The sequence below is a fragment of the Pseudomonas sp. GZD-222 genome (genome assembly GCF_049310525.1).
Taxonomy (GTDB): Bacteria; Pseudomonadota; Gammaproteobacteria; order Pseudomonadales; family Pseudomonadaceae; genus Aquipseudomonas.
Window position 1 is genome coordinate 119,712 of the sequence record NZ_JBMOWO010000069.1, and the last position, 25,093, is coordinate 144,804.

Genomic DNA, 25,093 nt, shown 5'->3' on the forward strand with positions numbered 1-25,093 from the left:
GCTGAAGGCGCGTCCTCGAAAACCGCTGCACTATGAGGTCCTGGCAGACAGGCTCAGCCAGTGGAAAGCGTTCGAGCGCTCCTTTCGACCATTGCGACGATCACGGCCACTAGCTCGTCCTTGGCCTGATCCGCGCTGATCTCTGCGCCAGCGGCCGCCTGCGATAGCGCTTCAGCCGCGCCGAGCATCGCCCTCAGGCTGGCGGCGCTCAAACCTGCAGTACCGGCAAAGGGCTGAAAGGCCTGTCGGCATTTGTCCAGGAATACACTTTCGTACTCGCGCTTGGTGCGTTCGAGTTCCGGGGTGCTGGCTAACGCGGCGATCACGCCCGGTATTTCCCGCCCCTGTTGCAGCACGCAATCGACATAGGCGCCGGCAATCACCTGTGCCTTGCCGAGCAAGGTCGGCTCGCCGACTGCCAGAGCCGCGTCCATGAGTTGCGTCTGGCGCGCATCAAAATCCTGGTACAGGGCCACCAACAGGCCTGAGCGTGTACCGAAATGGTCATACACCACGGGCTTGGTCACGCCGGATTGTTCGGCTAGTCGACCAAGGGTCAATGCTTCGGTGCCCTCGTCGCGCACCAGTTGCCAGGCAGTCTCCAGCAGTTGGCGCAGTCTGTCCTCGCGGGTCAATCGGCGGCGAGGCTTGGCGGATGTGTTTTCACGGGTTGACATCACTATGTACCAAAAGTAACTTACCAAAGGTAACTTACTGAAAGTATATAGCCGTCACCACACTCCCTCAACTGCTCTGAGAGGCCCTGTCATGCATGCACTCATTGTTGTCGCCCATCCCGAATCGCATTCGCTTACCCATAGCGTCGCCGCACGCGTCGGTGAAGGCCTCGTTGCGGCCGACCCGGCAAACACGTTTGAGCTTGCCGACCTCACGGCGCAGGGTTTCGATCCGCGTTTCTCCACCGCCGACCTGGCGGTGCATCGCAGCCTGGCCATGCCTCCCGCAGATGTCGTCGCCGAGCAGGCCCGGATCGACCGTGCCGATGCCCTGGTGCTGGTCTTCCCGGTGTACTGGTGGTCGATGCCGGCGTTGCTCAAGGGCTGGATCGACCGGGTATTCTCCAATGGCTGGGCGTTCGACTTTCGCCCGGAGGCGCCACTGGTGAAAAACTTAAAGCACCTGCGTGTTCATCTCGTCGGCATTGGCGGTGCCGACACCGGCACCTACAGCCGACACGGCTACGCCGCCGCGATGAAGACTCAGATCGATCACGGTATCTTCGATTACTGCGGCGCCAAAGTGCTGAGCTCGGACCTTTTGCTTGACTCCGAAGCAGCGGAGCCAGGCATCGCCCTGCTGGCGGGAGAACAACTTGGGCGCAAGTTGTTCGAGGCCTCGCCCGCCACCGCGTAGCGCCCATCCAGGTCACTATTCTTCCAGGCCTGCCGCCACCTCCCTGGCCAACTCGATAAACGCCCGCGCAGCCGCGGTCTGATAGACATTCTTGCGCTGCATGAGCACCGCAGTACGTTGCAGTCGCCGCGGATCCAGCTCGAGGGCGACCAGGTCCGGGTGGGCTCGCGCGATGGTCGCGGGTAGCAGGGTCGACAGCGTGGTTCTGCGCACCACTTCGATCACCGCGCCGATGACATTGGCCTCCATCTGTACCCGGGGACGGATGCCGTGCTGGCGGAAGTAGCGGTCGATCTGCTCGCGGGTGGCGAATTCGCTGCTGAGCAGGATCAGCGACTCCGCGTTCAACGCGTCCAGGCTGATAGCGCGCTCACGGGCCAGGGGGTGCTTGCTGCCGACCACCAGGGCGAGGGTCTCAGTCAGCAGCGGGTAGGTGTCGATGTCCTCGGCGTGCTGCTCTTCGAACGCGATACCGACGTCGAGCGCGTCGGCCAGCAACTGCTCCTCCATGTATTCCTGCGCGACTTCACGCACGTTCAAGGTGATGTTCGGGTAGCGGCTGTGGAAGGCCTCGACCAGCGGCCCGACCAGGTAGGTGGTGAAGGTCGGCGTCAGCGCAATGCGTAACGAACCACGGCTCAGGTCGCCGACATCGTGGATGGCGCGGCCGCCTTCCTGCAGGGCCTGCGAGGCTCGACGGGCATAGCCCAGGTACACCTCCCCCGCATCGGTAAGGCGCGTAATACGCCCTGAGCGATCGAACAACTGTACCCCGAGGCTTTCCTCCAGCTGCCGGACCTGCTGCGACAAGGCCGGCTGCGAGACATGCAGGGCCGCCGCAGCGCGGGTGAAGCTGTGATGTTCCGCCACGGCAAGGAAGTACTGGATGTGTCGTGCAAGCATGGCTGTACCCATAAGATTATCTGATGCGCACGATCATAAATGAGACTTTTACCTTATGTCATGCGCTACGTAACCTTCACTCCATCGCATCGCGACCCAATGGAGACAAGCATGAAAGACATCATCGACGGTTTTCTTAAGTTTCAACGAGACGCCTTTCCAGAGCGCGCCACCCTGTTCAAGGACCTGGCCAATCAGCAGAGCCCCCGTGCCCTGTTCATCTCCTGCTCCGACAGCCGCCTGGTGCCTGAGCTGGTCACCCAACGCGAGCCGGGCGATCTGTTCGTCATCCGCAACGCCGGCAACATCGTCCCGTCCTACGGCCCAGAGCCAGGCGGTGTGTCGGCCTCGGTCGAGTATGCCGTCGCCGCCTTGCAGGTCTCGGACGTGGTGATCTGCGGGCATTCGGACTGCGGCGCGATGACCGCCATCGCCACCTGCACATGCCTCGACCACATGCCCGCAGTGGCCGGCTGGTTGCGCTATGCGGACTCCGGCCGAGTGGTGAATGAAGCCCGCACGCATCACGACCAGCACGCCAAGGTCGAGGCCATGGTCCGCGAGAACGTGATCGCCCAGCTGGCCAATATCCAGACCCATCCCTCGGTGCGCCTCGCCCTCGAAGAGGGCCGCGTGACACTGCATGGCTGGGTCTACGACATCGAAAGCGGGCGCATCGACGCCTTCGATGGCAGCAGCGCAAAGTTTGTGTCCCTTGCCGACAACCCAGGCGCACACGCTGTTTCCCACAACCCCAAGCAAGCCGCTTGAAGCCCTTTTTTACCCACGGAGATAACCCCATGATCCAGTCGCAAATCTGCCAGAACGCTCGCCTCGCCCTGACCGACGTCATTCTCCTGGCCAAGGCCCGCAAAGACCTGTCGTTCGCCCAGATCACCGACGGCACCGGCCTGTCCGAAGCCTTCGTCACCGCCGCGCTGCTCGGCCAGCATCCGCTGCCGCGCAGTGCCGCCGAGGTAGTCGGTGACAAACTCGGCCTCGACGCTGACGCCGTTGCGCTGCTGCAGACCGTGCCGCTGCGCGGCAGCATCGACAACCGCGTGCCGACCGACCCGACCATCTACCGCTTCTACGAGATGCTGCAGGTCTACGGCACCACGCTCAAAGCGCTGGTCCACGAGAAGTTCGGCGACGGCATCATCAGCGCCATCAACTTCAAGCTCGACATCAAGAAAGTCGAAGACCCGGAAGGCGGCTCCCGCGCCGTGATCACCCTGGATGGCAAGTACCTGCCGACCAAACCGTTCTGATCGCCCGATGAACCAGCCCGGCCGCCGCAAGGTGGCCGGGTTGCACTGAGGAACAAAGGCATGGACTTGATCTTTCGTAAGGTACGCATCGACGACGCCCAAGCGCTGACGGACGTCGCCGTGCACAACGGCAAAATCGTCGAGATTGCCCCGAACATTGCACACACCGCCACGCAGGAGATCCAGGGCAATGGCAATGTCCTGATCCCGGGCTTTGTCGAGGGCCACCTGCATCTGGAAAAGGCCAACGTCATGCACCGCAAGGCCAATCGCTCCGGCACCCTGCAGGAGGCGATCGCCGTTACCGCAGAGCTGAAACCGACACTGACCCGCGAAGATATCCTCGAGCGCTCGACTCAAGTGCTGCGCGCACTGGTTCAGGCGGGCACTACCCATGTGCGTGCCCACGCCGAGTTCGACCCGGCACAGGGCTTCACCGGCTTTGATGTGGTGCTGGAGTTGCGCGAAAAATTCCGCGACGTCATTGATATCCAGGTTGTCGCCTTCCCCCAGGAAGGCATTCTGAAACTGCCGGGCATGCACGCCATGATGGTCGAAGCCATGGACAAAGGCGCCGATGTGGTCGGTGGCATTCCCTACAACGATGTCTCGGCCCATGAGCACATCGACTATGTCTTCAGCCTGGCCAAGCGTTATGGCAAAGACATCGACTTCCATCAGGACTTTGCCGACAACGCCGAGCACATGACCATTGAATACCTGGCGCACAAGACCCTCCAGGAAGGTTATCAGGGGCGAGTCTGTGTCGGTCACCTGACCAGCCTGGGCGCGGCAACGCCGCAGAAGCAACGCGAGATCATTGCCCTGCTCCGCGAGGCCGACATCAGCGTCATGTGCCTGCCCGCGACCGATCTGCATCTCGGGGCCCGCGGCGACAGCCACAATGTGCGCCGCTCACTGACGCCGGTGCGGGCGCTGCGTGACGGCGGCGTGAACATCTGCCTGGCGACCAACAACATTCGCAATGCCTTTACCCCGTATGGCACCGGGGATCTGCTCAACATTGCGCAACTGGCGCTGCCGGCCTGCCACCTGGGCGGTGCGGATGACCAGGCCACGGTATTGTCGATGCTGACCACCCGTCCGGCCAAAGCGCTGGGCCTGAAGCATTATGGCCTGGCGCCTGGCAAGGATGCCGACCTGGTGCTGATGGACACCCGCGCGGTCAGTGATGTCATCCTCGACCTGCCGGCGCGCCTGATGGTACTCAAGCGCGGAAAAGTAGTGGCGACGTCGGCGTATCAGCGTTCGATAGCGTTCTGAGCATCAGAACTCACCGCGCAAGGTCAGCATGTAGTTGCGCGGCGTGCCGTAGTAGTTGGCGTAGTCCGGATGCGTCAGCGTATCCCAGTACTTGCGGTCGAACAGGTTGTTCGCGTTGAGGGTGACCGACCAGTGCGTATCGATCTGATACTCGGCCATCGCGTCCCAAACCGCATAGCCACCTTGCGACATCTTGACCGCGGTCGGGCCGACGTAGTCCAGGCCGTTGTACTCAATAGATCCGGTTACGTAGTTGCTGCTCTGCACGGTGGCCCCCCCGCCGATTTTCCAGTCCGATAGCGCCGCCGGCAGGACGTAGGTACTCCAGAGCTTTGCCTGATGCTTGGGTGTGACGCTGCTGAAAATCGCCTTGTTGGTTTTATCTTCATTGCGATTGAAGGTGTAGCCGGCCATGACCTGCCAGTTCGGCAGCAGCTCACCGCTGACTTCCAGATCCACCCCCTTGCTGATGACTTCACCACGCGCCAGATAGCAGCAGCTGCCGCCGTAGAACACCGATTGAGGGGCGTAGCGAGGATCCAGCACGGCCTGATTGTCGCGCTCGGAGTAGAACAGCGCCGCCGACACATTCAGCGCGCCGTCCCAGAGTTCGCCCTTCACACCGGTTTCGTAGGTCTTGCCGACCATGGGCGCCATCGGCGATCCGGGCAGCGGCCCCTTCTGGAACAACGCCTGCGGGTTGAAGATTTCCGAGTAGCTGACGTAAGCAGACCACTGCTCATCGAGGTCGTAGACAAGGCCGCCGAATGGCACCAGTTTTGTCGGCTCGCGATGATCGGTGGTGCCCTTGTCGGCCCAGACGTTCGTGGTCTTGTTTTTGATCGAGTAGGTCTGGTCGAACGAATATCGGGTGGCACGAGCGCCGACAATCAGTTTCAGAGGATCGGCCAATTGCAGGCGCAGGGTTGAATAGAGGCCGTACTGCTTGCGCTTGTTGGGGTTGTAGTCACGCCAGAAATTCTTGTCCATCGTGCCCTTTTCCCACTCGGTGAGGTAGGAGCCCCAATGCCCGCTCATGCCATCCGCACCACGCCAGCGGCTGCTGATTTTCTGGCCATCGGCACCGAACAGGAATTCGTGCTGGCGCCCGAGCAACTCGAACTTTCCGGACAGGTTCATGTCAAGCACCATCTGGTCGCTCTTGGCACGCTGGTAGCTGCCCTCCCAGTACGGGCCTTGCAGGTTGTCCTTGTTGATGTTGCCGTAGATGAACGCGCCCTGGCTCTCCACGGTGTCGTAGACGCGGGTCAACGATGAGTTGAACTTCCAGTCGTCGTTGAACTGATGATCGAGTTTGAGGAACAGTTCGCTGGACGCGTGATCGGAGTATGACCAGTTGCTGGTCGGCCAGTAGCTACGCTTGAATCCGGCGCTCGAACCATCGGCATAAAACGGTATGCCGTCGCCGGTACCGGTTTCCTTGTTCTTCTCCAGTCGGCCACCAACGGTGATCATGGTCGAGGGGCTCAGGTCTGCCTCCAGCACACCGTAGACAGAGGGGTTTTCTGTCGCACGATTGTCCATGAAGTACTGGCGGTCGGTGTAGCTGGTGACCAAGCGGCCACGCAAGACGCCGTCGAAGCCGATCGGGCCGGTGACATCGATCTGCGAGCGGTAGTTGTCCCAAGAGCCGGCCGAGGCTTCGAATTTGAGCTGGTTATAGGGCAGCGGGCGTTTACGCACCAGGTTGATGATCCCGCCCGGATCGCCGACACCACCGAACAGACCGGCTGAACCGCGCAGCACCTCGACATGGTCGAACTCGGTCAGGCTGTACAAGTGATTGGAGTAGCCGCCGTTGGAATCAAGGCTTGCCGCACCATCAATCTGGATGTTCTTGATCTCGAAGCCCCGCGAGTAGAAGCGTGGCTTGCGGAAGTTGAAGTTCTTTACCGTGATTCCCGGCGCGCTGCGCATGGCATCGCCCAGGTTGGTAATCTGCCGATCCTTGATGGCCTGGGCGGTAATCACCGAGACACTCTGCGGCGTCTCGCGCAGCGACATAGGCGTCTTCGACCCGACACTGGTCAGCCCTGGTGTGTAGGAGTTGCTGTTCTCGGTCATCTCGCCCATGCCCTGACCGACGATCAGCGTCTCGCTCATTTCCAGCACATTGGCGCCAAGCGGGATTTGCTTGGGCTCCAGCGAATAGCCAGCCTCGGCGAGGTTGACCATTTGCAGGCCGGAGCCATCGAGCAATGCCCGCAGCGCTTCTTCGCTCGAGAACTGGCCGCTCAGGCCTCGGCTGCTCAGGCCACTGACCAGTTTCGGATCATAGGAAACGCTGGTTTTCGCGGTCGCGGCGAACTGGTTCAACGCAGCTTCCAGCGAGCCTGCTGGAATAGCGAACTGCAGTTTTTCTTGTCTCGCCTCGACGGCTTGCGCCGTCACTACAGGCAGCATGGCCAGCGTCGGCAGCGCCAGCAGACTGGCGAATAGTCCATGGCCAATAGCGCTGCGCAACGTCGCTGCACACGAGCGTCGGGCCGGAAACAGGGGATGTAGCATGGTCGTTCCTTTCACCAGATAACGGGGTTTGTGAGGGCGTCTGCAGCGCTGTCACAGACCAAGTCGAATGAGAAAGGAAATCGATAACCCCTGGTGCGAACAATTTGCGCCGCGGTTCAGGCCGACTCCACGCTGACCCAAAACCGGCTGAAGCGGCGGATCGCTACCGGCAGCGTGGAACTCAGATTGCGCAACACCGCATCAGTATCGGCGAGCTGGAAAGCACCGGAAATCCGTAGCGCAGCGACTTCCCGCGCACAGCCCAGGTGGCCGCTGCGGTAGCGCGAAAGCTCGGCGATGAAGTCCTCCAGGCGCCAATCGCTGACGATCAGGATGCCGCCAGTCCAGGCATCCTCATGGCCTTGAGCAGCCGTCACCGGGCCGGTTCGGGCGCGGTCGAAACGTACCCGCTGTCCCGCTTCGATGCGCGTGGGCTGATCCGGCGCCAGCAGCGGGCGCACCGCCACGGCATGCTCTTGCACAGTGACTGCGGTGCCCTGCTCCTCCTCGCGCACGACGAAACGCGTGCCCAGCGCCTGTACCGAGCCGCTGGCCGTGTGTACCAGCAATGGCCGCAGCAGGCTGTCCGCAGCGCTGTGCACGGCGATTTCGCCCTGCACCAGCTCAATGTTGCGTACCTGCAGGTTGTAGCGAATGTTCACTGCACTGTTGGTGTTGAGCGCTAGCTGCGTGCCGTCATCCAGGGTGAGCCGACGTTGTTCGCCGACACCGCTTTGCACACTGGCAAACAGCGCGCGCACCGGTGTCTGCTGCCAGCCGAGCCACCCTGTGCCTCCGGTCATCAGCAACACACCAAGGACCTTCAGGGTGGCGCGGCGGCGGGCGAAGGCCGTGTTCAGCGTGCGTTCGCCGACACCCGGTGTAATCCGCTCCAGACGCTCCCTGAGCAGTGCGACACGCTCCCAGGCTGCGCAATGCGCAGGGTCTGCAGCGAGCCAGCGGCGGTGCTCGCGTTCAAGCGCGGCATCAGCTGGCGCGCAGCTCAGCTCCACGTACCAGCGCGCGGCCGCCTCCAGAACGTCCCGGCTCAGGGCGTAGGTCATGGTGTCAGCCTTCCATGTGCAGCAGCACGTGGGTCAGCGCCCGCGCGGCATGCTTTTTCACCGTGGTCAGGGAGAGGTCCATACGCCGGGCAATCTCCACGTAGGTCAGGCCGTCGAGCTGGGCCAACAGGAAGATGGTCCGCGTGCGTGGTCCGAGGCCGTCGAGCATGGCGTCTATCTGCACCAGGGTTTCGAGGATGATCGCGCGGGTCTCGGCCGAGACCTCCACGCCTTCGGGCTGCGCGGCCAGCGTTTCCAGATAGGCCTGCTCCAACGTGCGCCGGCGGTAGCTGTCGATGAGGATGCTGCGCGCTACGCTGCTCAGGTAGGCGCGCGGCTGTCGCAGGTCGAACGCACGACGACTGGCCAATAGCCGCACGAAGGTGTCATGAGCCAGGTCTGCCGCCGTCTCGGCGCAGGCCATGCGCTTGCGCAACCAATGGCGCAGCCAGTCATGATGCTCCAGATACAAGGCACCGACGGTGTCCTGAGGCGTCGTTTGGGAGTCTGAAGGCATGGGATCATAACCGATGAGAATAACTATCATTAATTCTCGAGCATCCCGACCGCTCTTTGCAAGCGCTGCCGATTGCACGGGCATTGCGCTACGGGTAGCACGCAGCCGATAAGCTACGCTTTCGTTCTTGGTAACGTGTGAGTACTGTACAGGGCTGACTCCCCCGCCGCCCGGCGCGAGCGAGCCATGATCCAGCCACATGACCTGGGATTCCCTGGCCTATGCCCGTTGACCTACAAGCGCTTTATCCCAAACTGATCCATCTGATGCTGGACACGGTCTTCGTGGTCGACAGGGACAACCAGATCGTATTTGTCAGTGATGCCTGTGAAGCCTTGCTCGGTTACCGTGCCGTCGAGCTGACCGGCACGCCGATCACCGACTACATCCATCCTGACGACCTGAACGTTACCCGGGCCTCGATTGTGCGGGTCATGAATGGTCACTCCCACGTCGATTTCCGTAACCGCTATATCCGCAAGGACGGTGGTGTCGTGCACATCCTCTGGGCGGCGTTCTGGTCCGAAGAGGTCGGTGCGCGGATCGGCGTCGCACGGGACGTGACGGCGCTCAGGCAGGCCGAGGATGAACTGCGCTTCCTGGCCCATCATGACCCTCTGACGGGACTGACCAACCGCTCGATTTTCAACGACCGGCTGGACTCGGCCCTGCACGCGGCACACCGCCACAACAGCACGGTGGCGTTGCTGTTTCTGGATATCAATGACTTTAAGGGCGTCAATGATGTGCATGGGCATGCCATGGGTGACCGGGTGCTCTGCATGATTGCCCGACGCCTGGAAAGCTGCGTGCGCGAGACGGACACCGTAGCGCGCATGGGTGGCGATGAATTCACCGTGCTGTTGACCGATATCCACTCCGAAGAAGACGTAGGCGCGAAGGTGGAACAGATTCTCGCGACCATGGCCGAGCCGCTGGGCGCTGAGTTTGGCGGGATCAACATGCCGACCTGCAGTGTCGGTGTGGCCTTCTACCCCAAGCATGGCGTGGATGCCGACGCACTGCTCAGCCATGCCGATGGCGATATGTACCGGATCAAAAGACGCCGTTCTGTGGCGGGGTGAAGGATCTGCCTCACGGCCATGCCGCATTCATCATTCATTGACTTGAGCCAGAACGGACGACAGCCGAATCCTGATAATGTGTTTTTCGGATTCCAAGGTAGGCCTAGATGACCTCCCAGCTCTTCCCCGTTCACGGTCTTGTGAGTTTTACCCTCGCCATTCTTCTGCTTTTCCTCGGCAAAACCCTTGTTCAGCACAGTACCCTGCTGCGCCAATACTGCATTCCCGAATCGGTTGTCGGCGGTTTCGTCTGTGCGGCGGTTACCAGCCTTCTGTACTTCGGCCTGAATATCCAGATCGAATTCGATCTACAGGTTCGCGACACCTTGCTGCTGTATTTCTTTGCCGGCATTGGCTTGAAGTCGGACATACGCCAGTTGCTCAAAGGTGGGCGCCCGCTACTGATCCTGCTGTTGCTGGCCAGTGTGTTCATCGTCCTGCAAAACACCCTGGGGATGGGCTTGGCCGAAGTATTCGGGCTCGATCCCAAGGCGGGGCTGATGGTCGGTTCCATTTCCCTCACCGGTGGGGTTGGCACCACCCTGGCCTGGGCGCCGCTGTTCGTCGAAAAACTCGGCATCAGTAATGCCCATGAACTGGGCATCGCCAGCAACACTGTCGGCCTGATTGCCGCGTGCGTGATCGGCGGCCCCATCGCCAACCAGTTGATCCGCCGTTATCAACTGACACCGTCCAGGGATGCGGCGCTGGAAGTCGGCATTCTCGAACATCAACCGAGCAATGCCGTGAACTACTACGACGTGCTCTGGGCCTGGATGTGGCTCAACCTGACGCTGATGCTCGGCTACGGGCTCAACCTGCTGCTGGTGGATGCCGGTATCACCCTGCCGAAGTTCGTCAGCTGCCTGTTTGCTGGCATCGTCATCCATCACGTCGTACTCGCCGTGGTGGGTGAAAAGCGCCTGAAAACCTGGAGCGGCGCCAGCCTGGGCCTGGCACTGATCTCGGATATCTGTCTGGGCATGTTCCTGACCATGGCCTTGATGGGCCTGCAGTTATGGCAGCTCAGCGGCGCGTTGCTGTTCATTCTCTGCGCCTTGTCTCTGCAAGTGCTGCTGACAGTTCTCTATACCTACTTTGTGGTGTTCCGCTGCATGGGTCGCAATTACGAAGCCAGCGTGATTGCGTCCGGATTCGGCGGGATTACCCTGGGCTCGACGGCGACGGCGATCGTCAACATGACCACCGTGACGCAAAAATACGGTGCGGCCCACCAGGCCTTTCTGATCGTGCCGCTGGTGTGCGGCTTTTTCATTGACTTGGTCAATGCGCTGATCATCGGCATGTTCAGTGGTCTTTAGCGCGCCTGGGCGTTCAGGCTGAGCGCAGCCCCTGGGTCAGCGGCATCAATCGCTCAGGCCAGCAGTTCGGTGATCCACTGCGCCTGGCGGGCGATGTCCTGCACCTTCTCCTCAGGCACCACCTGCCGCGCCCGGGCGAAGTTGTTCAGGGTTTTCTGCTTGAGCTTCAACAAGCGCTGCCACTTGAGCAGGAACGCCGGGCTGCGGGCCTGCAGTTGCAGCGGGCCGAAGTACAGTTCCTCGGCGGTGTACTGCACCGGTCCAGCCCGCTCGGCGACGATGATTTCGTAGTCGAAGCGGTTTTCCCGCAGTACTTCCTCACTGAGGATGCGGTAGCCATTGGCCATCAGCCATTGGCGCAGCGGCTGCTCGCCGCCGTTGGGCTGCAGAATCAGGCGCTCCTGGCCGCTCAGGCGGGCTTTGCCGCTGTCGAGTATGTCGCGGATGGTCTCGCCGCCCATGCCACAGATACTAATCGCAGTGATGGCGTCTGCCGCCTCGATAGCCGCCAGGCCATCGGCCAGACGCACGCTGACCTGCTGCTCCAGACCGTTCTCGCGCACGCTACGTTCGGCCGAACGGAACGGCGTCAAGGCCGCCTCCCCGGCCACCGCCGCGGCAATCGCACCACGGCGCATCAACGCTACCGGCAAGTAGCCGTGGTCCGAGCCGATATCGGCCAGGCGCGCAGCGGCTGGCACATGCGCCGCCACGCGCTCCAGGCGCTTGGACAATGTCTGTTGGTTCACCTGTGGCCCCTTCTCACCTCGAACACCCGGCAGCACTGGCCGGATCGGGGCGCGACTCTAGCGGGCTACGCCATGCATTTCAAATTTCTGCGACCAGGGTCACCAAGCGGCGGCCAGGTTGGCAACCTTGACAGGCCATTCCAACTGCTAAGCTTTCGGCTCAGTGATCGATCTTTCTGATCGACATCTGCAGCACGCGCAAGGAGAGACGGGATGGGTGGAATCACCACGGACGACAAACATCGTCTCGCCCTGATTGACGCACTACGATGCTTTGCCGCCTTTTGGGTGGTTCTGTATCACATGTCCGAAGGCAATCACATTCCGACCCTGCTTGCCGCCATTCCCGGCTGGGTGAAAACTGCAGTGTTTGACGCCGGCCACCTGGGCGTCCCGATCTTTTTCGTGTTGAGCGGCATCGTCATGGCGGCCACCACCTTCAACGTGCCCATGAACAGGGTGAACGCTGCCAATTTTGTTGCCCGTCGCTTTGTACGCCTGGCCCCGCCCTACTATGCAGCCGTTGCCCTGGGTGTATCGGTGATTGCCACCAAACACATGTTCGGGCAAAGCGATATCGCGATACCCAGCATCACCGACATTCTCGGGCACTTGCTGTTTCTGCAAGGTTTCCTGGGTATCAACAACATCATGACGGTGTTCTGGACGCTGTGTGTCGAGGTGCAGTTCTACATCGCCTTTGCCCTGCTGCTGTGGCTGGCTGATCAAGCCAGAGGCAATCAGACTTTCAACGCCCGAAGCCTGGCGATCTGGAGCAGTGCCCTGTTGGCGCTGCTATGGCCCACCGGGCTGGTTCAGTCGATCGGCTGGCAAGGTGGGTTTATCGGCTTCTGGTTCAGCTTCATGGCCGGGGTACTGTGCGCGCAAGCGCTAAACGGCACAGCGCAAAGCCGCTACATTGCCGTGGGCTACAGCGCGGTGGTGCTGCTGATCGGTGTTGCCAGCAACAATACCTTCGCGATGGCGGCTGGATTGACCGGCATTGCGTTCTGCTTCCTGGTGACCAAATCCGCCACGCTGGGCTTTGTCTCCAGCTACCCGGTGCAAAAGATCGGCTTGATCTCCTACAGCCTGTATCTGTTTCACTCACCGGTGACAGGCTCGTTCATGCGGGTTTTCCGGCGTTTCATGCCGACTAGCATCGCCTCGGACCTGCTGGCTACCGTGCTGATAATCGCCACTTGCATCCTCTTTGCCGCCATCGCCTACGTCCTCTTCGAACGCCCGGCAATCGCCTGGAGCAGGCGCATCAAGTTCAAGCGCACTGACACAGCCGTCCCACAACCAGACGTAACGTCGAACTGATCCTGTTGCAGCGAATCACTGGCGTTTGACCAACGACGGTGGGTAGTAGGTGCCGTTGGCCACTCCGTCCAGTGGACCGTAAAAACGCAAGGTCAGGCGATAAGTCGAACCTTTGGGTGTCGGCAGCCAGTTCCCCTCTGGCGCGGCGGTCGGTTTCTCTGCGGCGAAGTACAGGGTGAGCGATCCATCCGGGTTTGCTGTCGGGTGGGTCTGCTCATTCAGCAGGTAGCGCTTCATCGGGTTCGGCAGCACGCGGAAACGTAAGCTATCGACGGCGATCACGGACCAGAAGTACTTGGCAAACCGCGTGGGTAACGCGTCGGCCGGAAACGTCATCGTGTAGACATTGTCGCCCTTCAGTTCCGCGCCTGACGCATCACTGCCGCCACGGTAGTACAGCACTTCGGGCTTAATGTTGGCCCAGATACCGCCGTGGTTGACCAGGGTTCGCGCGACATAGTCGAGCCCGTACTCGCCGACGACACCGGGACGGGCCCAGCCGTTTTGCACCGTTCCATGCCCGATGATTTCCCCGGCTTTGGCAAACGCCGGGAAGGCCACGCTGTGAATCACCTGGTCGACGCGAGTCCGCTGCGCGGGGTCCTGGATTGCCGCGGCAACGCTCCGCACGGTCTGCTGAATGCCTTCAAGACCGGGATTCAAATCGGGCTCGCTGTCCAGCGCCACGTTGGCGGCGTCGAACGCTTCTACCCCCGGCAATTTTTCCAGCTCGAAGATCGGCGTTGCAGGGATCTCCGGTAGTTTCGGGTTGCCGGTGGCAGTGAGCTTGAACTGCTGCTGCAAGGCAATGGCGCCGTCCCGATCGTTGCTCAACGCAATGCGGGTCAGGATGCGCGAATGCCTGACAGGTAAATCGATGCGATGGGTCACGCTCTCGGGCAGTTGAACCTTGGCTCCGCGCAAGCACACGGCAAACTCGCCATAGGGCTGTTGGGGGAAAAGCCGTTCATTGATGTTGGCCAGCGTCTCGCCCCACCCGTTCAGGAACTGAACGGTAAAGTAGCGGCCCTGGATTTGCGGCACCGTGACGATCGTGCAGCTGCTCTCATCCACCGCCACCCAGGCCTCGGAATAGGCGACATCCAGGTTGGGGTTCGGCCAGTCCACCGCGCCGGGTTCGCGATGCACAAGCACGTTCCACTTGAAGCCTTCCTTGAAATCGAGTTGCTGTTGGCGCGTGACGTGTAAACGGCCGAGCAGATAGATATAGCTATCGGCAATGGCTTGATCATCAAGCGGAGGCGCTGCCGCTGCCAGGCCGTGGCCTGCCCAGAAGCAGACCATCGCGGTGTACGCCACTACGCCCGAAGTTGTTTGCCGAGCCATTACATACCTCGCCCAAGTGCGTGACAGTCCCAGGACAATCAGGTCGGGGTCAGCGTCGGCTGATGACTACCTCCAGGTATTCACTCGGCACCACCAGCGACGAGGTGCCTGCCACATTGTTGTCGTTGAGCAGCTGCGTCAGGTCCTTTTCCAGCGCCGCGGCGGCGTCACTTTCCAGCGAGGCAAAGGCTTTGTGCACCGGGCCATACCAGGTCCTGAACACCTCGATGAAATGCGCCGGCGAGCGATAACGGAAATTGAAATGCTGGCGGCTGACATTCAGCGCGCCGATGTTGCCACCGAACAGCTCGCGCAGCTGTTCTTCATCGCCCCAGCGCGAGGGCGGCAGCGCTCCGGCAGGCGGTGGAACATGGCGCCCCAGAGTCTTGAACATTTGCCCGACGAAACCTTGGGGTGTCCAGTTTGCCAGACCGATCCGCCCACCCGAGCGGCACACCCGGCCGAGTTCACTCGCCGCCTGCGCCTGATCGGGAGCGAACATCACCCCGAAGGTCGAGATAACCGCATCGAAGGCGCCGTCGGAAAACGGCAGCGCTTCGACATCGGCGCCCTGGAACACGACGTTCAGGTGTTCGGCCCGGGCGCGCTCTTCTCCTCGTTTGAGCAGCTCGGGCACGTAATCAGTGGAGGTCACCTGACAACCGCGCCGAGCTGCGGCAAGGGTGGCGTTGCCGTTGCCAGCCGCCACATCAAGGACCTTTTCATCCCAGCGCAAGTCGCAGGCTTCGGCCAATCGTTCGCCAACCAGCTGCAAGGTCGTGCCAATCACCGCGTAGTCGCCGCTGGCCCATGCAGCTTGCTGGCGCGCTTTCAAGGCTTTCAGATCCACGGGTGTGCTCATCGTCTTCACCTGGTTATCGGCTTGATCGAACGGGTTACCCCAGTGGGGAGCCCACACCATCGACTAGCTAAACGCTAACCCCGCAAAGCGGCAAGCAGCGCCGTGTTTGGCGCAAGACCCGTTGGCTACATACATATAGCCCTTGGAAATAAAGTACCGAGGCCAGCCCGTCACGGGCTGTTCTGATACCGCTGTAGCGCTGTCTGCAGGGTTTGGCGCACATGCTCACGCAAGTGCGCAGGCGCCAGAACTTCGATATCGGCGGCATTGCTCAACAGAAACAGGCGCAGCCCCTGGGAGTCGAGGATGTGGCACTCAAGTGTCCCGCCCTGCGCGTCCGTGCATACCTGCTGATGTTCATCCAGAGGGTTCTCGGTCAAACGGTTGAGCAGGTTCGGACTCAGGCGCAGTTGCAAGTGGATGCGCTTGTCACCGTGGAGGGTCATCAGGTCTTTCTGCACGGCGAGCGAACCCGCATCAAAAGCGGCTTGATCAGGTATTTTCAGGAACGTCGTGCGTACGCCGAGCATGCGGTGCAGCATCAACGCGCAGGTCTTGCCGGGGCCGTTGCTGCTGTACTTGCCGCGTGGTGTGCCCGGTTCAGGTTCATGGCCCTGTGGCCAGGTTTCGCTGGCGATGAAAGCCGAGAGGTAAACGTTCGAGTCCTGGTAGGAGAGCATCAAGGGCTTGAGGTGGTAGGTACACGGGACATCACCGGCATCCCTGGGCCGGTACACAACCTCCAGGTCGCAGTCCGCCAGCATCGCCTCCTGAATGGTCGCCAGATGCTCGCTGGCGTAGTTGCCCGGCTGCAGCACCGTGAAGCGCGTGCCGGTAGTGATCCGCCCTTCGGCGACCAGGTTGCGCGTGGCCTGGGTAAGGATCGCCGAGCTGGCGTAATCGCGCAGCTTGGTCAACTGCTCGGTCTCGGTGCGAAATCCGAAGCGATCGGCATGCTGGAAGATTGCCGTCAGGGTCATCGATTCCGACGGCGAGAGCGCCAGATCGAAACTGCCTCGGCCCAGCTTCCAGTATTTCGATTTCGGGCTGGGGCTCTGCGCTGGTGCCACCAGCGTCGCGGTGGTCAGGGCCTTGAGGTCGAGGCGCGTGGTTTTAATGTGGTAGCTGGTATCGTGCCATTTGGTCACCGCCACATGCAGGTCGGCGGTCGACATCGGCACCCCTTCGCGCTGGAGGATTTTTCGCAGGGCCGATCGGCGTTCTTCATAGTGAATTTCGGTGTACGTGCGCTGACCTGCCAAAGACATCACCATAGGGACAAAAAGTGGTTCTGACAAAAGATAGCATCTCCTCGTTGGCACGCAATTCTGCGATTACAGCCGCCAACCCACAGGAGCCGTTCATGAAGTCCAAAGTCGCCTACGCCACCCTGCCCCACGTCGCCGAATTCATTGAATGGCTGGCGGGCGAACTCGAGTCCCCGACCTTGATCAAGCACGCCTATATTGATCGGCGCTCGGGCATGATCTGGTCTTGCGACAGCCTCTATGGCGCTTACCAGGCCTACGCTTGGAATCATCCGGGCAACAACCGCCTGGGGTTTGCGCCCGGGCTGTGTTCGGCCAGCAATGCAAAAGCGCTGGACGCCTTGCGCGACGACCTGCTGGCCGCAGGCAGCGACGATGCGCTGATGTTGCAGGCCGCGCTCGATGTCATGGCCTGGGGCGGCGTCACGGCGCACAACGGCGAGTGGCTCAAGGCTAACGAGGCAGGCCTGGCGCACATGCTGCTGGAGGTCAAGGCGGCGCTGATCAATCAGGACCCGACGGCGCCGGTACTGCGCTCGAAGGCGCTGCGTTTCAACTCGGGGATGACCAAGATCTATTCGCTGATCTGCCCGGACTTCGTTATCTACGACAGCCGTGTGGCGGCGGCCCTCGGTTTGCTGGTGGTGAAGTACTGCCAGGCGGAAGGCCTCGGCAAGGTCCCGGCGGCGCTTGATTTCCCCTGGGCCGCCGCCAAGGAAAGCGAGTCCTCGCTGGCGCCCAAGCGTCGCAATCCGAGTACCGGCTCGCTACGTTTCAAACGCTTGCGTGCCGGTGCGCACCATGCGCGCTGGAACATCAACGCCAGTTTTGTGCTGGCACAGGTAGCCGCACATCCGCTGACGGCGGCCAGCCGCTTCCGCCAAGGCGCCACCCCGGCACAGACCCTGCGCGCCCTCGAACAAGCGTTGTTCATGATCGGTTATGACCTGGGGGCTGAGCCGGCTGAGTGTGGGGAGGAATATAGCCCTGAGCTGGTGCAGATGATCGCCGAGGCCGAGGCCGGGGAATGGCACGAGGTGGATGCAGACGATCTGATTGCGCAGCTGGATGAGATGCTGGCAAAGGCGCGTAAGCGGTAATCCGCTACAGATGACCTGGCTACCTTGAACCTGTGGGAGCTGGCGAAGCCGGCGAGGGGCCGCTGCAGACCACAACAAACCGCAGCCGGGTTTTGCGACCGCTGTGCGGTCGATCGCCGGCTAGCGCCAGCTCCCACAGGTATTACCGAAACGCACAGCCAGCCATGCGTTCGGTCACAACTGACCTACTCAGTCACCCCGACGATATGCTCAGGCACAGGCTCGGCACTGCCGATCGGCGCCTTGAGCAACAGGAAGTAGGCCAGCGCCGAACACAGCGCCACGATCGCACTGATCATGAAGGCGGTGTTGAACGACCCCGAGTACTGGATGCTGAAGCCGGTGACGATCGGTGCCACGGATCCGGCGATGTAGCCGCCGAAGTTCTGGATCGAACCGAACGAGGCCACCCGGCGGCTGTCGACGATGGTGTTGACGATCATCCACGCCGTGGCACTGGCCATGTTGATGCTGAACAGCGCCAGGCACAGCAGAATGATGCAGCCAGTCAACCCGCTGACGTACGACAACGGCAAGGTGAACAGCGCCGCCAGCACCAGCCCGGTGATCACGCTGAACTTGCGGCTGGCCAGGATGCTCATGCCGCGGCGTACGAGCAGGTCACAGAAGCGCCCCGCGACAATGGTGCCGACCGCGCCGAAACCATAAGCCAGCGATACCACCCAGGCGGTCTTGTACAAGTTCAGCCCATGCTCGCGCTCAAAGTAACCGGGCAGCCAGGTCAGGTGCAGCCAGAGCATGTAGATCACGCCCATGAACCCCAGAATCGCGCCCCAGGTGCTGCGGTGCTTGAACAGGTCGAGCCAGCCGGCGAAATACGAAGCCTTCGGTGCCTGGGAGGCTGCCTGCACTTGTGCCGCTTCCTCGCTCGGCAAGGGTTTGCCCTCGGCCGCCAGCTCGGCCAGGTACTGCGCCTTGCTCTTGTAGAAGGTCAGCCAGCACAGGGCCAGGACGATACCGAGCAGGCCGGTGATGATGAACATCCCGCGCCAGCCGAAGTTGACCATGAACAGCGTCAGCAACGGCGGTGCCAGGCACGGGCCCAGGCAGGTCGAGGACCAGACGATGCCGGTAGGCGTGCCGCGCTGGTTGGCGTCGAACCACTCGGAGAGTGCCTTGGCCGCCGAAGGAAACATCGGCGCCTCGCCAATCCCCAGCAATACCCGCAAGCCCATGAATCCGGCGAAGCTGTTGACCATGCCGAACGCCGACTGCGCCACCGACCAGGCCAGCAACGATGCACCAAGGGCGATCTTGCTGCCCAGGCGGTCGATGATCATGCCCATCGGCAACTGCGCAAAGGCGTAGGCAATGGAGAACGCCGACAACAGGATGCCCATCTGCGACGGGCTGATCATCATGTCTTTCTGGATCGAGGTATTGGCGATCGACAAGGCACTACGGTCCAGGTAGTTGACGATGCCGATCAATAGCAAGAAGACAACCGTGATGCTTTGATACTTCTTCAGTGCGTTCATCTGAGGGCCTTTATTATTATTGTTGCAGCGTTTTCAACGCCTGGGCGATCCTTCAATCGGTGACACACTCATCCTTGGGGCATACACATCATCAGGGCTGGCGCGCCGTTACCGCCGCGTCGAGCAGGCCACGCCGGCTCAGGCTGGCGATCAGCGCACGCAGGCCGAAGTCCCACCGGGGTGCCTGGTTGCTGGTGGTCACCCGGTTGCACAGGGTGCCCAGTTGCGCATTGCTGATGCTCACCACGTCGCCACGTTTATGGGTGAAGCCATTGCCCGGCTGGTCGCGGTCCTGTTTGGGGGCGAACAGGGTACCGAGAAACAGCACCAGGCCGTCGGGATACTGATGATTTTCGTTGAGGGTCTGCTGCACCAGGTCCAGCGGGTCGCGGCTGATCTGGCGCATCGAGCTGCGGCCCTGGAGGACAAAGCCGTCCTCACCTTCGACGCGCAGGTCGACGTCGGCGTTACGCACGTCATCGAGGCTGAAGGTTTCGTCGAACAGGCGCAGCAACGGCCCGAGCGAGGTCGAGGCGTTGTTGTCCTTGGCCTTGGACAGCAGCAAGGCACTGCGCCCTTCGAAATCGCGCAGGTTGACGTCGTTGCCGAGGGTAGCGCCATGAATACAGCCGCTGCTCGACACCGCCAGCACCACTTCCGGTTCCGGGTTGTTCCAGCTCGATCCTGGATGAATGCCGATGTCGGCGCCCTGGCCGACCGCCGACAACGGCTGGGCCTTGGTGAAGACTTCAGCGTCCGGGCCAATGCCCACTTCCAGATACTGCGACCACAAGCCCTGCTCCACCAGAACCTTGCGCAACGCCTCGGCCTGAGCCGACCCCGGGACGATCTGCGACAGGTCGGCGCCGATGCGGCTGGCCAGGGTGTCGCGAATCGCCTCGGCCTTGGCCGGGTCACCTTTGGCTTGCTCTTCTACCACACGCTCCAGCAGGCTGGCGGCGAAGGTCACGCCGGCGGCCTTGACCGCCTGCAGATCGATCGGCGCCAACAGCCACGGCAACTGCGCGTCGCGCTGGTTCGGGTCGCTGTTGTCCAGCAGCGCCGGTAACTCGATCAAGGCGTGGCCCAACGGCAGCCCACGCAGGTAGGCCACCGGATCGGCCACTTCAAGCAACGCCGAAACGGTCGCCACATGGGTGCTGATATCGTGCACGGCACCGGCCTTGACCAGCACCACCGCCGGGCCCTGCTCCGGCAGCCAGACACGTCCGACCCAGGTACCGGTATTGAATACTGCCGCATCGTTGCTCAATTGCAGCGGCACGTTTGCGTTCGATTGCTCTGTCATGTCGGCACTCTTGTTGTCAGTCATTGTGAAAGTGCAGGAAGTTGCAACTGCGCGGCCAGCTGGTCGAGTTCATCAACCAGCTGCGGTGCCAAGCTCAAGCCTTCGCTCAGGGCGTGCTTGCGCAGTTTCAAACCGGTCTGTCCGGGCAGGCGCACCGGGCGTTCGGGGTCCACCGGGCGGCTGGCGAGGATCAGTTGGCCGAGGAACGAGGTTTCTGCGGTGAACGCCTCCAGCCCGCCAAAAAAGCGCGGATCGATCACCACCGCCGTCGCCGAAGCGCCCCACTGATCGGGCGCGTCCTTGCGCCCATGACCCGCCAGCCCGGAGGTCAGGGCCTCGACCAGCAGCGCCAGGGCAAAGCCCTTGTGGCCGAATTCCCGACCACCCAACGGCAGGATGCTGCCTGGTGGCGTGGTGAAAAAATCGCCGGGATCGTCACTCAGTTGCCCGTCGTTGCTCATCAGCACCGGGTGCGGCAGGGTGCGGCCGGCCTCGCGGCACTGGCCGACCAGGCCCAGGGTCACGGTGGACATGCTCACATCCAGCAGGATCGGCTCGCCGCCGGTAGGAATGCCGGCGGCAATCGGGTTGGGCGTGTAGATCGGGTCGATGCCGCCGTGGGCACAGACCAGCCCCACCGACGGGTCCGAGGAATACACCATGGCCACCAGGCCGCGGTCGGTGAACGGCTTCAAGTAAGCGGCGAGGCAACCGATGTGCGCAGCACGACGCACCACGGCAATGCCGATGCCCTGCTGCGTGGCGCCCTTGGCCGCGCAGTCCAGGGCGCGGCTGACACAGTACGGGCCGAGCACATAGTGACCGTCGAACAGCGCCGAAATACCGCTGTCCGAAACCTGCTCGAGCAGGCTGGCGCTGGCCTTGACCTGCCCTGCCCGCATGCCACCGATATAGCGGCTGACCAGGTTCAGGCCGTGGGTACGATGGCCGAGCAGCTCGCCTTCGAGCAGGACGCGGGTCACCACTCGGGCGACCTCGCTATCGGCGCCGGCTGTTTCAAACAGCTGCTCGACGAACGTGGTAAGTGTCTGCGCGTCGTAGCGTCTGGCTTCTGTCATGCCAATGCCTCCGTAATCAGTCCAGGGCCGCAGCGCTGTGCTTGCCATCGACCAGGCGCTGGATGCCCAGCGGGTTGGCGTTCTGCAAGGCCGCGGGGAGCAAGGCATCGGGCACGTTCTGGTAGCACACCGGACGCAGGAAGCGATCGATGGCCAAGGTGCCGACCGAGGTACCACGGGCATCGGAGGTCGCTGGGTACGGCCCGCCGTGGACCATTGCATCGCAGACCTCGACACCGGTCGGATAGCCATTGAGCAGCACCCGGCCGACCTTCACTTCCAGTGCACCGAACAGTTGGCCGAACGCTGCCAGGTCTGCCTCGTCGGCCAGCAGCGTGGCGGTCAGCTGGCCACGCAAGGCGCCGACGGCGTGCAACAGTTCAACCTCGTCCGCGACCTGGACCACCACCGTGCACGGGCCGAAGACTTCTTCCTGGAGCAGTTCATCCTGATCCAGCAGCAGGCTGACATCGGCCTCGAACAGTTGTGGCTGCGCCTGATTGCCTTTCTGTGCCAGGCCACTCAGTTTCTTCACGCCCGGGTGCGCCAACAGCGCCTGCAAGCCTTTGCCATAGCTGCTCAAGGTGCCGGCGTTGAGCATGGTCTGTGGCATCTGCTCGGCCATGTGCCCGGTCAGTTGCTCGATAAAGGCACTGAAGGCTGGCGAGCGGATGCCCAGGACCAGACCGGGGTTGGTGCAGAACTGGCCACAGCCCTGCACCACCGAGGCGGTCAGCTCCTTGGCCATTTGCGCGCCGCGATTGGCCAGGGCTTGGGGCAGCACCAGCACCGGGTTGATGCTCGACATCTCGGCAAACACCGGAATCGGTTGCGGCCGCGCCGCCGCCATGTCGCACAGCGCACGCCCGCCTTTGAGCGAACCGGTAAAGCCCACCGCCTGAATGCCGGGATGCTTGACCAGCGCCTCACCGACGCCGCCACCGAAGATCATGTTGAACACCCCGGCCGGCATGCCGGTGCGCTCAGCGGCGCGGATCAGCGCCTCGGCCACGCGCTCGGCGGTGGCCATGTGGCCGCTGTGGGCCTTGAACACCACCGGACAACCTGCCGCCAGTGCAGCAGCGGTGTCACCACCGGCGGTGGAGAATGCCAACGGGAAGTTGCTGGCACCGAACACCGCCACCGGGCCGACACCGATGCGGTACTGACGCAGGTCGGGCCGCGGCAATGGCGTACGGCTCGGCAGCGCGCGGTCGATGCGCGCGCCATAGAAGTCGCCACGACGCAGCACTTGGGCAAACAAACGCATCTGACCGCTGGTACGGCCGCGCTCACCCTGGATACGGGCGCTGGGCAGTGCGGTTTCCTGGCAGGTCAAGGCGATGAAATCTTCGCCCAGGCCGTCGAGTTCGTCGGCAATGGCTTCGAGAAATTCCGCCCGGCGGGTTGCCGCCAGGTTGCGAAACAGCGGGAACGCAGCGCTGGCCGCTGCCACGGCGTTATCGACTTCCGCCAGGGTGGCTTGATGGAAGGCACCGGGCAATTGCTCGCCAGTGTGGGCGTCGACGCTGTAGACCAGGGTGTCGCCCAGGGCGCTGCGCTGGCCGGCAATGAAGTTGTATCCGTTAACGTGCATGTGCTTTTCGCCTCAAAAAGGGTGCAGGGCTGTCAATCAGGTCACGGCACCGATCTGCCAGGGCACGAACTCGTTCTGCCCGTAGCCGTGTTGTTCACTTTTGCTGCGCTCACCGGAGGCGATGCGCAGCATCTGTTCGAAGATGTAGGCACCGCGCTCCTCAATGCTGGTGGAGCCGTCGGCGATGCCACCGCAGTTGACGTCCATGTCCTCTTGCTGGTGTTCGAACACGCGGTTGTTGGTCGCCAGCTTGATCGACGGTGCCGGGGCGCAACCGTAGGCCGAACCGCGGCCGGTGGTGAAGGCAATCAGATTTGCGCCGCCGGCGACCTGGCCGGTGGCCGAGACCGGGTCGTAGCCCGGGGTATCCATGAACACCAGACCCTGGGCGCGTACCGCTTCGGCGTACTGGTAGACGTCCACCAGGTTGCTGGAGCCTGCCTTGGCCACCGCACCCAGGGACTTTTCGAGAATCGTGGTGAGGCCACCGGCCTTGTTGCCGGCCGAGGGGTTGTTGTTCAGTTCGGCGTTCATGCGCTGGCAGTAGTCTTCCCACCAGTGGATGCGAGCGATGAGTTTTTCGCCCACCTCACGGCTGACCGCGCGACGCGTGAGCAAATGCTCGGCGCCGTAGATTTCCGGGGTTTCCGAGAGAATTGCAGTGCCGCCCGCCGCCACCAGACGGTCAACGGCGTTGCCGAGTGCCGGGTTGGCAGTGATGCCCGAATAACCATCGGAGCCGCCACACTGCAGGCCGACGATCAGGTGGCGGGCGCTGACCGGCTCGCGCTTGACCTGATTGGCCTGGGGCAGCAGTGATTTGACCTGCTCGATGCCATTGGCGATGGTCTTCGAAGTACCGCCGATGGATTGGATGCTGAACGCGCGCAGTTGCTCACCGGCCTTGAGGCCCTGGGTTTCGAGCAGGCTTTCGATCTGGTTGGTTTCACAGCCGAGGCCGATGATCAGCACCGCAGCAAAGTTGGGATGCACGGCGTAGCCGCCGAGGGTGCGGCGCAACAGGCCCAGGGCTTCGCCGCTGGGGTCCACGGCACAACCGGCACCGTGGGTCAGAGCGACCACACCATCGATGTTCGGATACGCGGCCAGCGCCTCGGGGTGGATATCACGGCGAAAATGATCGGCCACCGCCCGGGCGACGGTCGCCGAGCAGTTCACCGAGGTCAGAATACCGACATAGTTGCGGGTGGCCACACGGCCATCGGCACGCACAATGCCCTGGAACACCGCTTCACTGGCGGGCGCCGTGTGCACATCGACGCCAAAGGCGTAGTCTCGGGCAAAATCGCCCATCTCGACATTGTGAACATGCACATGGTCGCCGGCATCGATGGCTTGCGAGGCAAAGCCGATGATCTGGCCGTAGCGGCGCAGCGGCTGGCCCTGCTCCACACGCTGGGTGGCGATCTTGTGTCCGGAGGGAATCGCCTGGCGCACGGTGATGGCTTCGGCGTCCAGGCTCAGGCCGGCAGGCAGGGCCTGGCGGGCAATCAGCACGTTGTCCAGAGGGTTGAGGCGGATCACGGCAGAGTCGCCGGTGCGGGTGCGGGCAATCAGTTGCATGGGACCTCTCAGGGCGGTGCGGCT

The 25,093-nt window shown here is 62.2% G+C and carries 22 protein-coding genes; 8 read left to right on the top strand and 14 right to left on the bottom strand.

All coding sequences use genetic code 11. The features are described from left to right. Window positions 1-53: 53 nt before the first annotated feature. Window positions 54-677, bottom strand: coding sequence for a TetR/AcrR family transcriptional regulator (locus ACO6VD_RS12910; protein WP_422419552.1), 624 nt, complete (start codon window positions 675-677; stop codon window positions 54-56). A gap of 91 nt (window positions 678-768) precedes the next feature. Here ACO6VD_RS12910 and ACO6VD_RS12915 point away from each other — a divergent pair, with 91 nt between their 5' ends. Beyond that, on the top strand, window positions 769-1,374 hold the full coding sequence (locus ACO6VD_RS12915) for an NAD(P)H-dependent oxidoreductase (RefSeq protein ID WP_422419554.1): 606 nt from the start codon (window positions 769-771) through the stop codon (window positions 1,372-1,374). A gap of 15 nt (window positions 1,375-1,389) precedes the next feature. Here ACO6VD_RS12915 and cynR read toward each other — a convergent pair whose 3' ends face one another. Then, window positions 1,390-2,277, bottom strand: coding sequence for a transcriptional regulator CynR (cynR, locus tag ACO6VD_RS12920; protein ID WP_422419556.1), 888 nt, complete (start codon window positions 2,275-2,277; stop codon window positions 1,390-1,392). A gap of 111 nt (window positions 2,278-2,388) precedes the next feature. Between cynR and ACO6VD_RS12925 the strand changes: the two genes are divergently transcribed. From ACO6VD_RS12925 to ACO6VD_RS12935, 3 genes are read left to right on the top strand one after another with little or no spacing between them, the layout of a single operon-like run. Then, window positions 2,389-3,048 carry a carbonic anhydrase gene (locus ACO6VD_RS12925; RefSeq protein ID WP_422419558.1) on the top strand — a complete coding sequence of 220 codons (660 nt, stop codon included), beginning with the start codon at window positions 2,389-2,391 and terminating at the stop codon, window positions 3,046-3,048. Window positions 3,049-3,077: 29 nt separating this feature from the next. Continuing rightward, window positions 3,078-3,548: a cyanase gene (gene cynS / locus ACO6VD_RS12930; protein ID WP_422419560.1), complete on the top strand. Its 471-nt coding sequence runs from the start codon at window positions 3,078-3,080 to the stop codon at window positions 3,546-3,548. Window positions 3,549-3,608: 60 nt separating this feature from the next. Continuing rightward, window positions 3,609-4,832 carry an amidohydrolase family protein gene (locus tag ACO6VD_RS12935; RefSeq protein ID WP_422419562.1) on the top strand — a complete coding sequence of 408 codons (1,224 nt, stop codon included), beginning with the start codon at window positions 3,609-3,611 and terminating at the stop codon, window positions 4,830-4,832. Between the two features lie 3 nt (window positions 4,833-4,835). Here ACO6VD_RS12935 and ACO6VD_RS12940 read toward each other — a convergent pair whose 3' ends face one another. The 3 genes from ACO6VD_RS12940 to ACO6VD_RS12950 form a co-directional block, all read right to left on the bottom strand. Beyond that, a complete protein-coding gene (locus ACO6VD_RS12940) occupies window positions 4,836-7,361 on the bottom strand; it encodes a TonB-dependent siderophore receptor (RefSeq protein ID WP_422419563.1) in 2,526 nt (841 codons plus the stop codon). 116 nt (window positions 7,362-7,477) lie between these two features. Continuing rightward, on the bottom strand, window positions 7,478-8,425 hold the full coding sequence (locus ACO6VD_RS12945; RefSeq protein ID WP_422419565.1) for a FecR domain-containing protein: 948 nt from the start codon (window positions 8,423-8,425) through the stop codon (window positions 7,478-7,480). A gap of 4 nt (window positions 8,426-8,429) precedes the next feature. After that, window positions 8,430-8,942 carry a sigma-70 family RNA polymerase sigma factor gene (locus tag ACO6VD_RS12950; protein ID WP_422419566.1) on the bottom strand — a complete coding sequence of 171 codons (513 nt, stop codon included), beginning with the start codon at window positions 8,940-8,942 and terminating at the stop codon, window positions 8,430-8,432. Between the two features lie 221 nt (window positions 8,943-9,163). Here ACO6VD_RS12950 and ACO6VD_RS12955 point away from each other — a divergent pair, with 221 nt between their 5' ends. Then, window positions 9,164-10,027, top strand: a complete 864-nt coding sequence (locus ACO6VD_RS12955; protein WP_422419568.1) for a diguanylate cyclase domain-containing protein — start codon at window positions 9,164-9,166, stop codon at window positions 10,025-10,027. 107 nt (window positions 10,028-10,134) lie between these two features. After that, window positions 10,135-11,349: a sodium/glutamate symporter gene (gene gltS / locus ACO6VD_RS12960; protein ID WP_422419569.1), complete on the top strand. Its 1,215-nt coding sequence runs from the start codon at window positions 10,135-10,137 to the stop codon at window positions 11,347-11,349. A gap of 53 nt (window positions 11,350-11,402) precedes the next feature. Here gltS and ACO6VD_RS12965 read toward each other — a convergent pair whose 3' ends face one another. Further along, entirely contained in the window at window positions 11,403-12,098 is a 696-nt protein-coding gene (locus ACO6VD_RS12965; protein WP_422419570.1) for a tRNA (adenine(22)-N(1))-methyltransferase, read from the bottom strand. Between the two features lie 213 nt (window positions 12,099-12,311). On the opposite strand from ACO6VD_RS12965, the gene ACO6VD_RS12970 reads away from it, so the two are divergent. After that, window positions 12,312-13,424 (top strand): acyltransferase family protein, encoded by a 1,113-nt coding sequence (locus ACO6VD_RS12970; RefSeq protein WP_422419572.1) that lies wholly within the window; start codon window positions 12,312-12,314, stop codon window positions 13,422-13,424. Window positions 13,425-13,439: 15 nt separating this feature from the next. Here the strand turns inward: ACO6VD_RS12970 and ACO6VD_RS12975 are convergent, their stop codons facing one another. The 3 genes from ACO6VD_RS12975 to ACO6VD_RS12985 all read right to left on the bottom strand — a co-directional run bounded on the left by ACO6VD_RS12975 (window position 13,440) and on the right by ACO6VD_RS12985 (window position 16,808). Next, window positions 13,440-14,771 (bottom strand): DUF1214 domain-containing protein, encoded by a 1,332-nt coding sequence (locus tag ACO6VD_RS12975; protein WP_422419573.1) that lies wholly within the window; start codon window positions 14,769-14,771, stop codon window positions 13,440-13,442. A 49-nt stretch (window positions 14,772-14,820) separates the two neighbouring features. Beyond that, the gene (locus ACO6VD_RS12980) at window positions 14,821-15,633 is read right to left on the bottom strand and encodes a class I SAM-dependent methyltransferase (RefSeq protein WP_422419575.1); all 813 of its coding nucleotides are present in this window, start codon (window positions 15,631-15,633) and stop codon (window positions 14,821-14,823) included. Between the two features lie 170 nt (window positions 15,634-15,803). Further along, window positions 15,804-16,808, bottom strand: a complete 1,005-nt coding sequence (locus ACO6VD_RS12985; RefSeq protein WP_422419577.1) for a helix-turn-helix transcriptional regulator — start codon at window positions 16,806-16,808, stop codon at window positions 15,804-15,806. 188 nt (window positions 16,809-16,996) lie between these two features. Between ACO6VD_RS12985 and ACO6VD_RS12990 the strand changes: the two genes are divergently transcribed. Continuing rightward, window positions 16,997-18,001: a hypothetical protein gene (locus tag ACO6VD_RS12990; protein WP_422419578.1), complete on the top strand. Its 1,005-nt coding sequence runs from the start codon at window positions 16,997-16,999 to the stop codon at window positions 17,999-18,001. A gap of 185 nt (window positions 18,002-18,186) precedes the next feature. On the opposite strand, the gene ACO6VD_RS12995 is transcribed toward ACO6VD_RS12990, so the two are convergent. From ACO6VD_RS12995 to ACO6VD_RS13015, 5 genes are all read right to left on the bottom strand, one after another. Then, window positions 18,187-19,500, bottom strand: coding sequence for an MFS transporter (locus tag ACO6VD_RS12995; protein WP_422419579.1), 1,314 nt, complete (start codon window positions 19,498-19,500; stop codon window positions 18,187-18,189). A gap of 91 nt (window positions 19,501-19,591) precedes the next feature. Beyond that, entirely contained in the window at window positions 19,592-20,809 is a 1,218-nt protein-coding gene (locus ACO6VD_RS13000; protein WP_422419581.1) for a fumarylacetoacetate hydrolase family protein, read from the bottom strand. 20 nt (window positions 20,810-20,829) lie between these two features. Further along, window positions 20,830-21,888, bottom strand: coding sequence for an Ldh family oxidoreductase (locus tag ACO6VD_RS13005; RefSeq protein ID WP_422419583.1), 1,059 nt, complete (start codon window positions 21,886-21,888; stop codon window positions 20,830-20,832). Window positions 21,889-21,904: 16 nt separating this feature from the next. Beyond that, entirely contained in the window at window positions 21,905-23,485 is a 1,581-nt protein-coding gene (locus ACO6VD_RS13010) for an aldehyde dehydrogenase (NADP(+)) (RefSeq protein ID WP_422419585.1), read from the bottom strand. 36 nt (window positions 23,486-23,521) lie between these two features. Next, window positions 23,522-25,069, bottom strand: a complete 1,548-nt coding sequence (locus tag ACO6VD_RS13015) for a UxaA family hydrolase (protein WP_422419587.1) — start codon at window positions 25,067-25,069, stop codon at window positions 23,522-23,524. Window positions 25,070-25,093 lie beyond the last annotated feature (24 nt).

Bases quoted from the DNA above. Each gene is read 5' to 3' on its own strand.
- ACO6VD_RS12910 (WP_422419552.1), bottom strand. From the start codon at position 677: ATGTCAACCCGTGAAAACACATCCGCCAAGCCTCGCCGCCGATTGACC.
- ACO6VD_RS12915 (WP_422419554.1), top strand. From the start codon at position 769: ATGCATGCACTCATTGTTGTCGCCCATCCCGAATCGCATTCGCTTACC.
- cynR (WP_422419556.1), bottom strand. From the start codon at position 2,277: ATGCTTGCACGACACATCCAGTACTTCCTTGCCGTGGCGGAACATCAC.
- ACO6VD_RS12925 (WP_422419558.1), top strand. From the start codon at position 2,389: ATGAAAGACATCATCGACGGTTTTCTTAAGTTTCAACGAGACGCCTTT.
- cynS (WP_422419560.1), top strand. From the start codon at position 3,078: ATGATCCAGTCGCAAATCTGCCAGAACGCTCGCCTCGCCCTGACCGAC.
- ACO6VD_RS12935 (WP_422419562.1), top strand. From the start codon at position 3,609: ATGGACTTGATCTTTCGTAAGGTACGCATCGACGACGCCCAAGCGCTG.
- ACO6VD_RS12940 (WP_422419563.1), bottom strand. From the start codon at position 7,361: ATGCTACATCCCCTGTTTCCGGCCCGACGCTCGTGTGCAGCGACGTTG.
- ACO6VD_RS12945 (WP_422419565.1), bottom strand. From the start codon at position 8,425: ATGACCTACGCCCTGAGCCGGGACGTTCTGGAGGCGGCCGCGCGCTGG.
- ACO6VD_RS12950 (WP_422419566.1), bottom strand. From the start codon at position 8,942: ATGCCTTCAGACTCCCAAACGACGCCTCAGGACACCGTCGGTGCCTTG.
- ACO6VD_RS12955 (WP_422419568.1), top strand. From the start codon at position 9,164: ATGCCCGTTGACCTACAAGCGCTTTATCCCAAACTGATCCATCTGATG.
- gltS (WP_422419569.1), top strand. From the start codon at position 10,135: ATGACCTCCCAGCTCTTCCCCGTTCACGGTCTTGTGAGTTTTACCCTC.
- ACO6VD_RS12970 (WP_422419572.1), top strand. From the start codon at position 12,312: ATGGGTGGAATCACCACGGACGACAAACATCGTCTCGCCCTGATTGAC.
- ACO6VD_RS12975 (WP_422419573.1), bottom strand. From the start codon at position 14,771: ATGGCTCGGCAAACAACTTCGGGCGTAGTGGCGTACACCGCGATGGTC.
- ACO6VD_RS12980 (WP_422419575.1), bottom strand. From the start codon at position 15,633: ATGAGCACACCCGTGGATCTGAAAGCCTTGAAAGCGCGCCAGCAAGCT.
- ACO6VD_RS12985 (WP_422419577.1), bottom strand. From the start codon at position 16,808: ATGTCGACCGCCGACCTGCATGTGGCGGTGACCAAATGGCACGATACC.
- ACO6VD_RS12990 (WP_422419578.1), top strand. From the start codon at position 16,997: ATGAAGTCCAAAGTCGCCTACGCCACCCTGCCCCACGTCGCCGAATTC.
- ACO6VD_RS12995 (WP_422419579.1), bottom strand. From the start codon at position 19,500: ATGAACGCACTGAAGAAGTATCAAAGCATCACGGTTGTCTTCTTGCTA.
- ACO6VD_RS13000 (WP_422419581.1), bottom strand. From the start codon at position 20,809: ATGACAGAGCAATCGAACGCAAACGTGCCGCTGCAATTGAGCAACGAT.
- ACO6VD_RS13005 (WP_422419583.1), bottom strand. From the start codon at position 21,888: ATGACAGAAGCCAGACGCTACGACGCGCAGACACTTACCACGTTCGTC.
- ACO6VD_RS13010 (WP_422419585.1), bottom strand. From the start codon at position 23,485: ATGCACGTTAACGGATACAACTTCATTGCCGGCCAGCGCAGCGCCCTG.
- ACO6VD_RS13015 (WP_422419587.1), bottom strand. From the start codon at position 25,069: ATGCAACTGATTGCCCGCACCCGCACCGGCGACTCTGCCGTGATCCGC.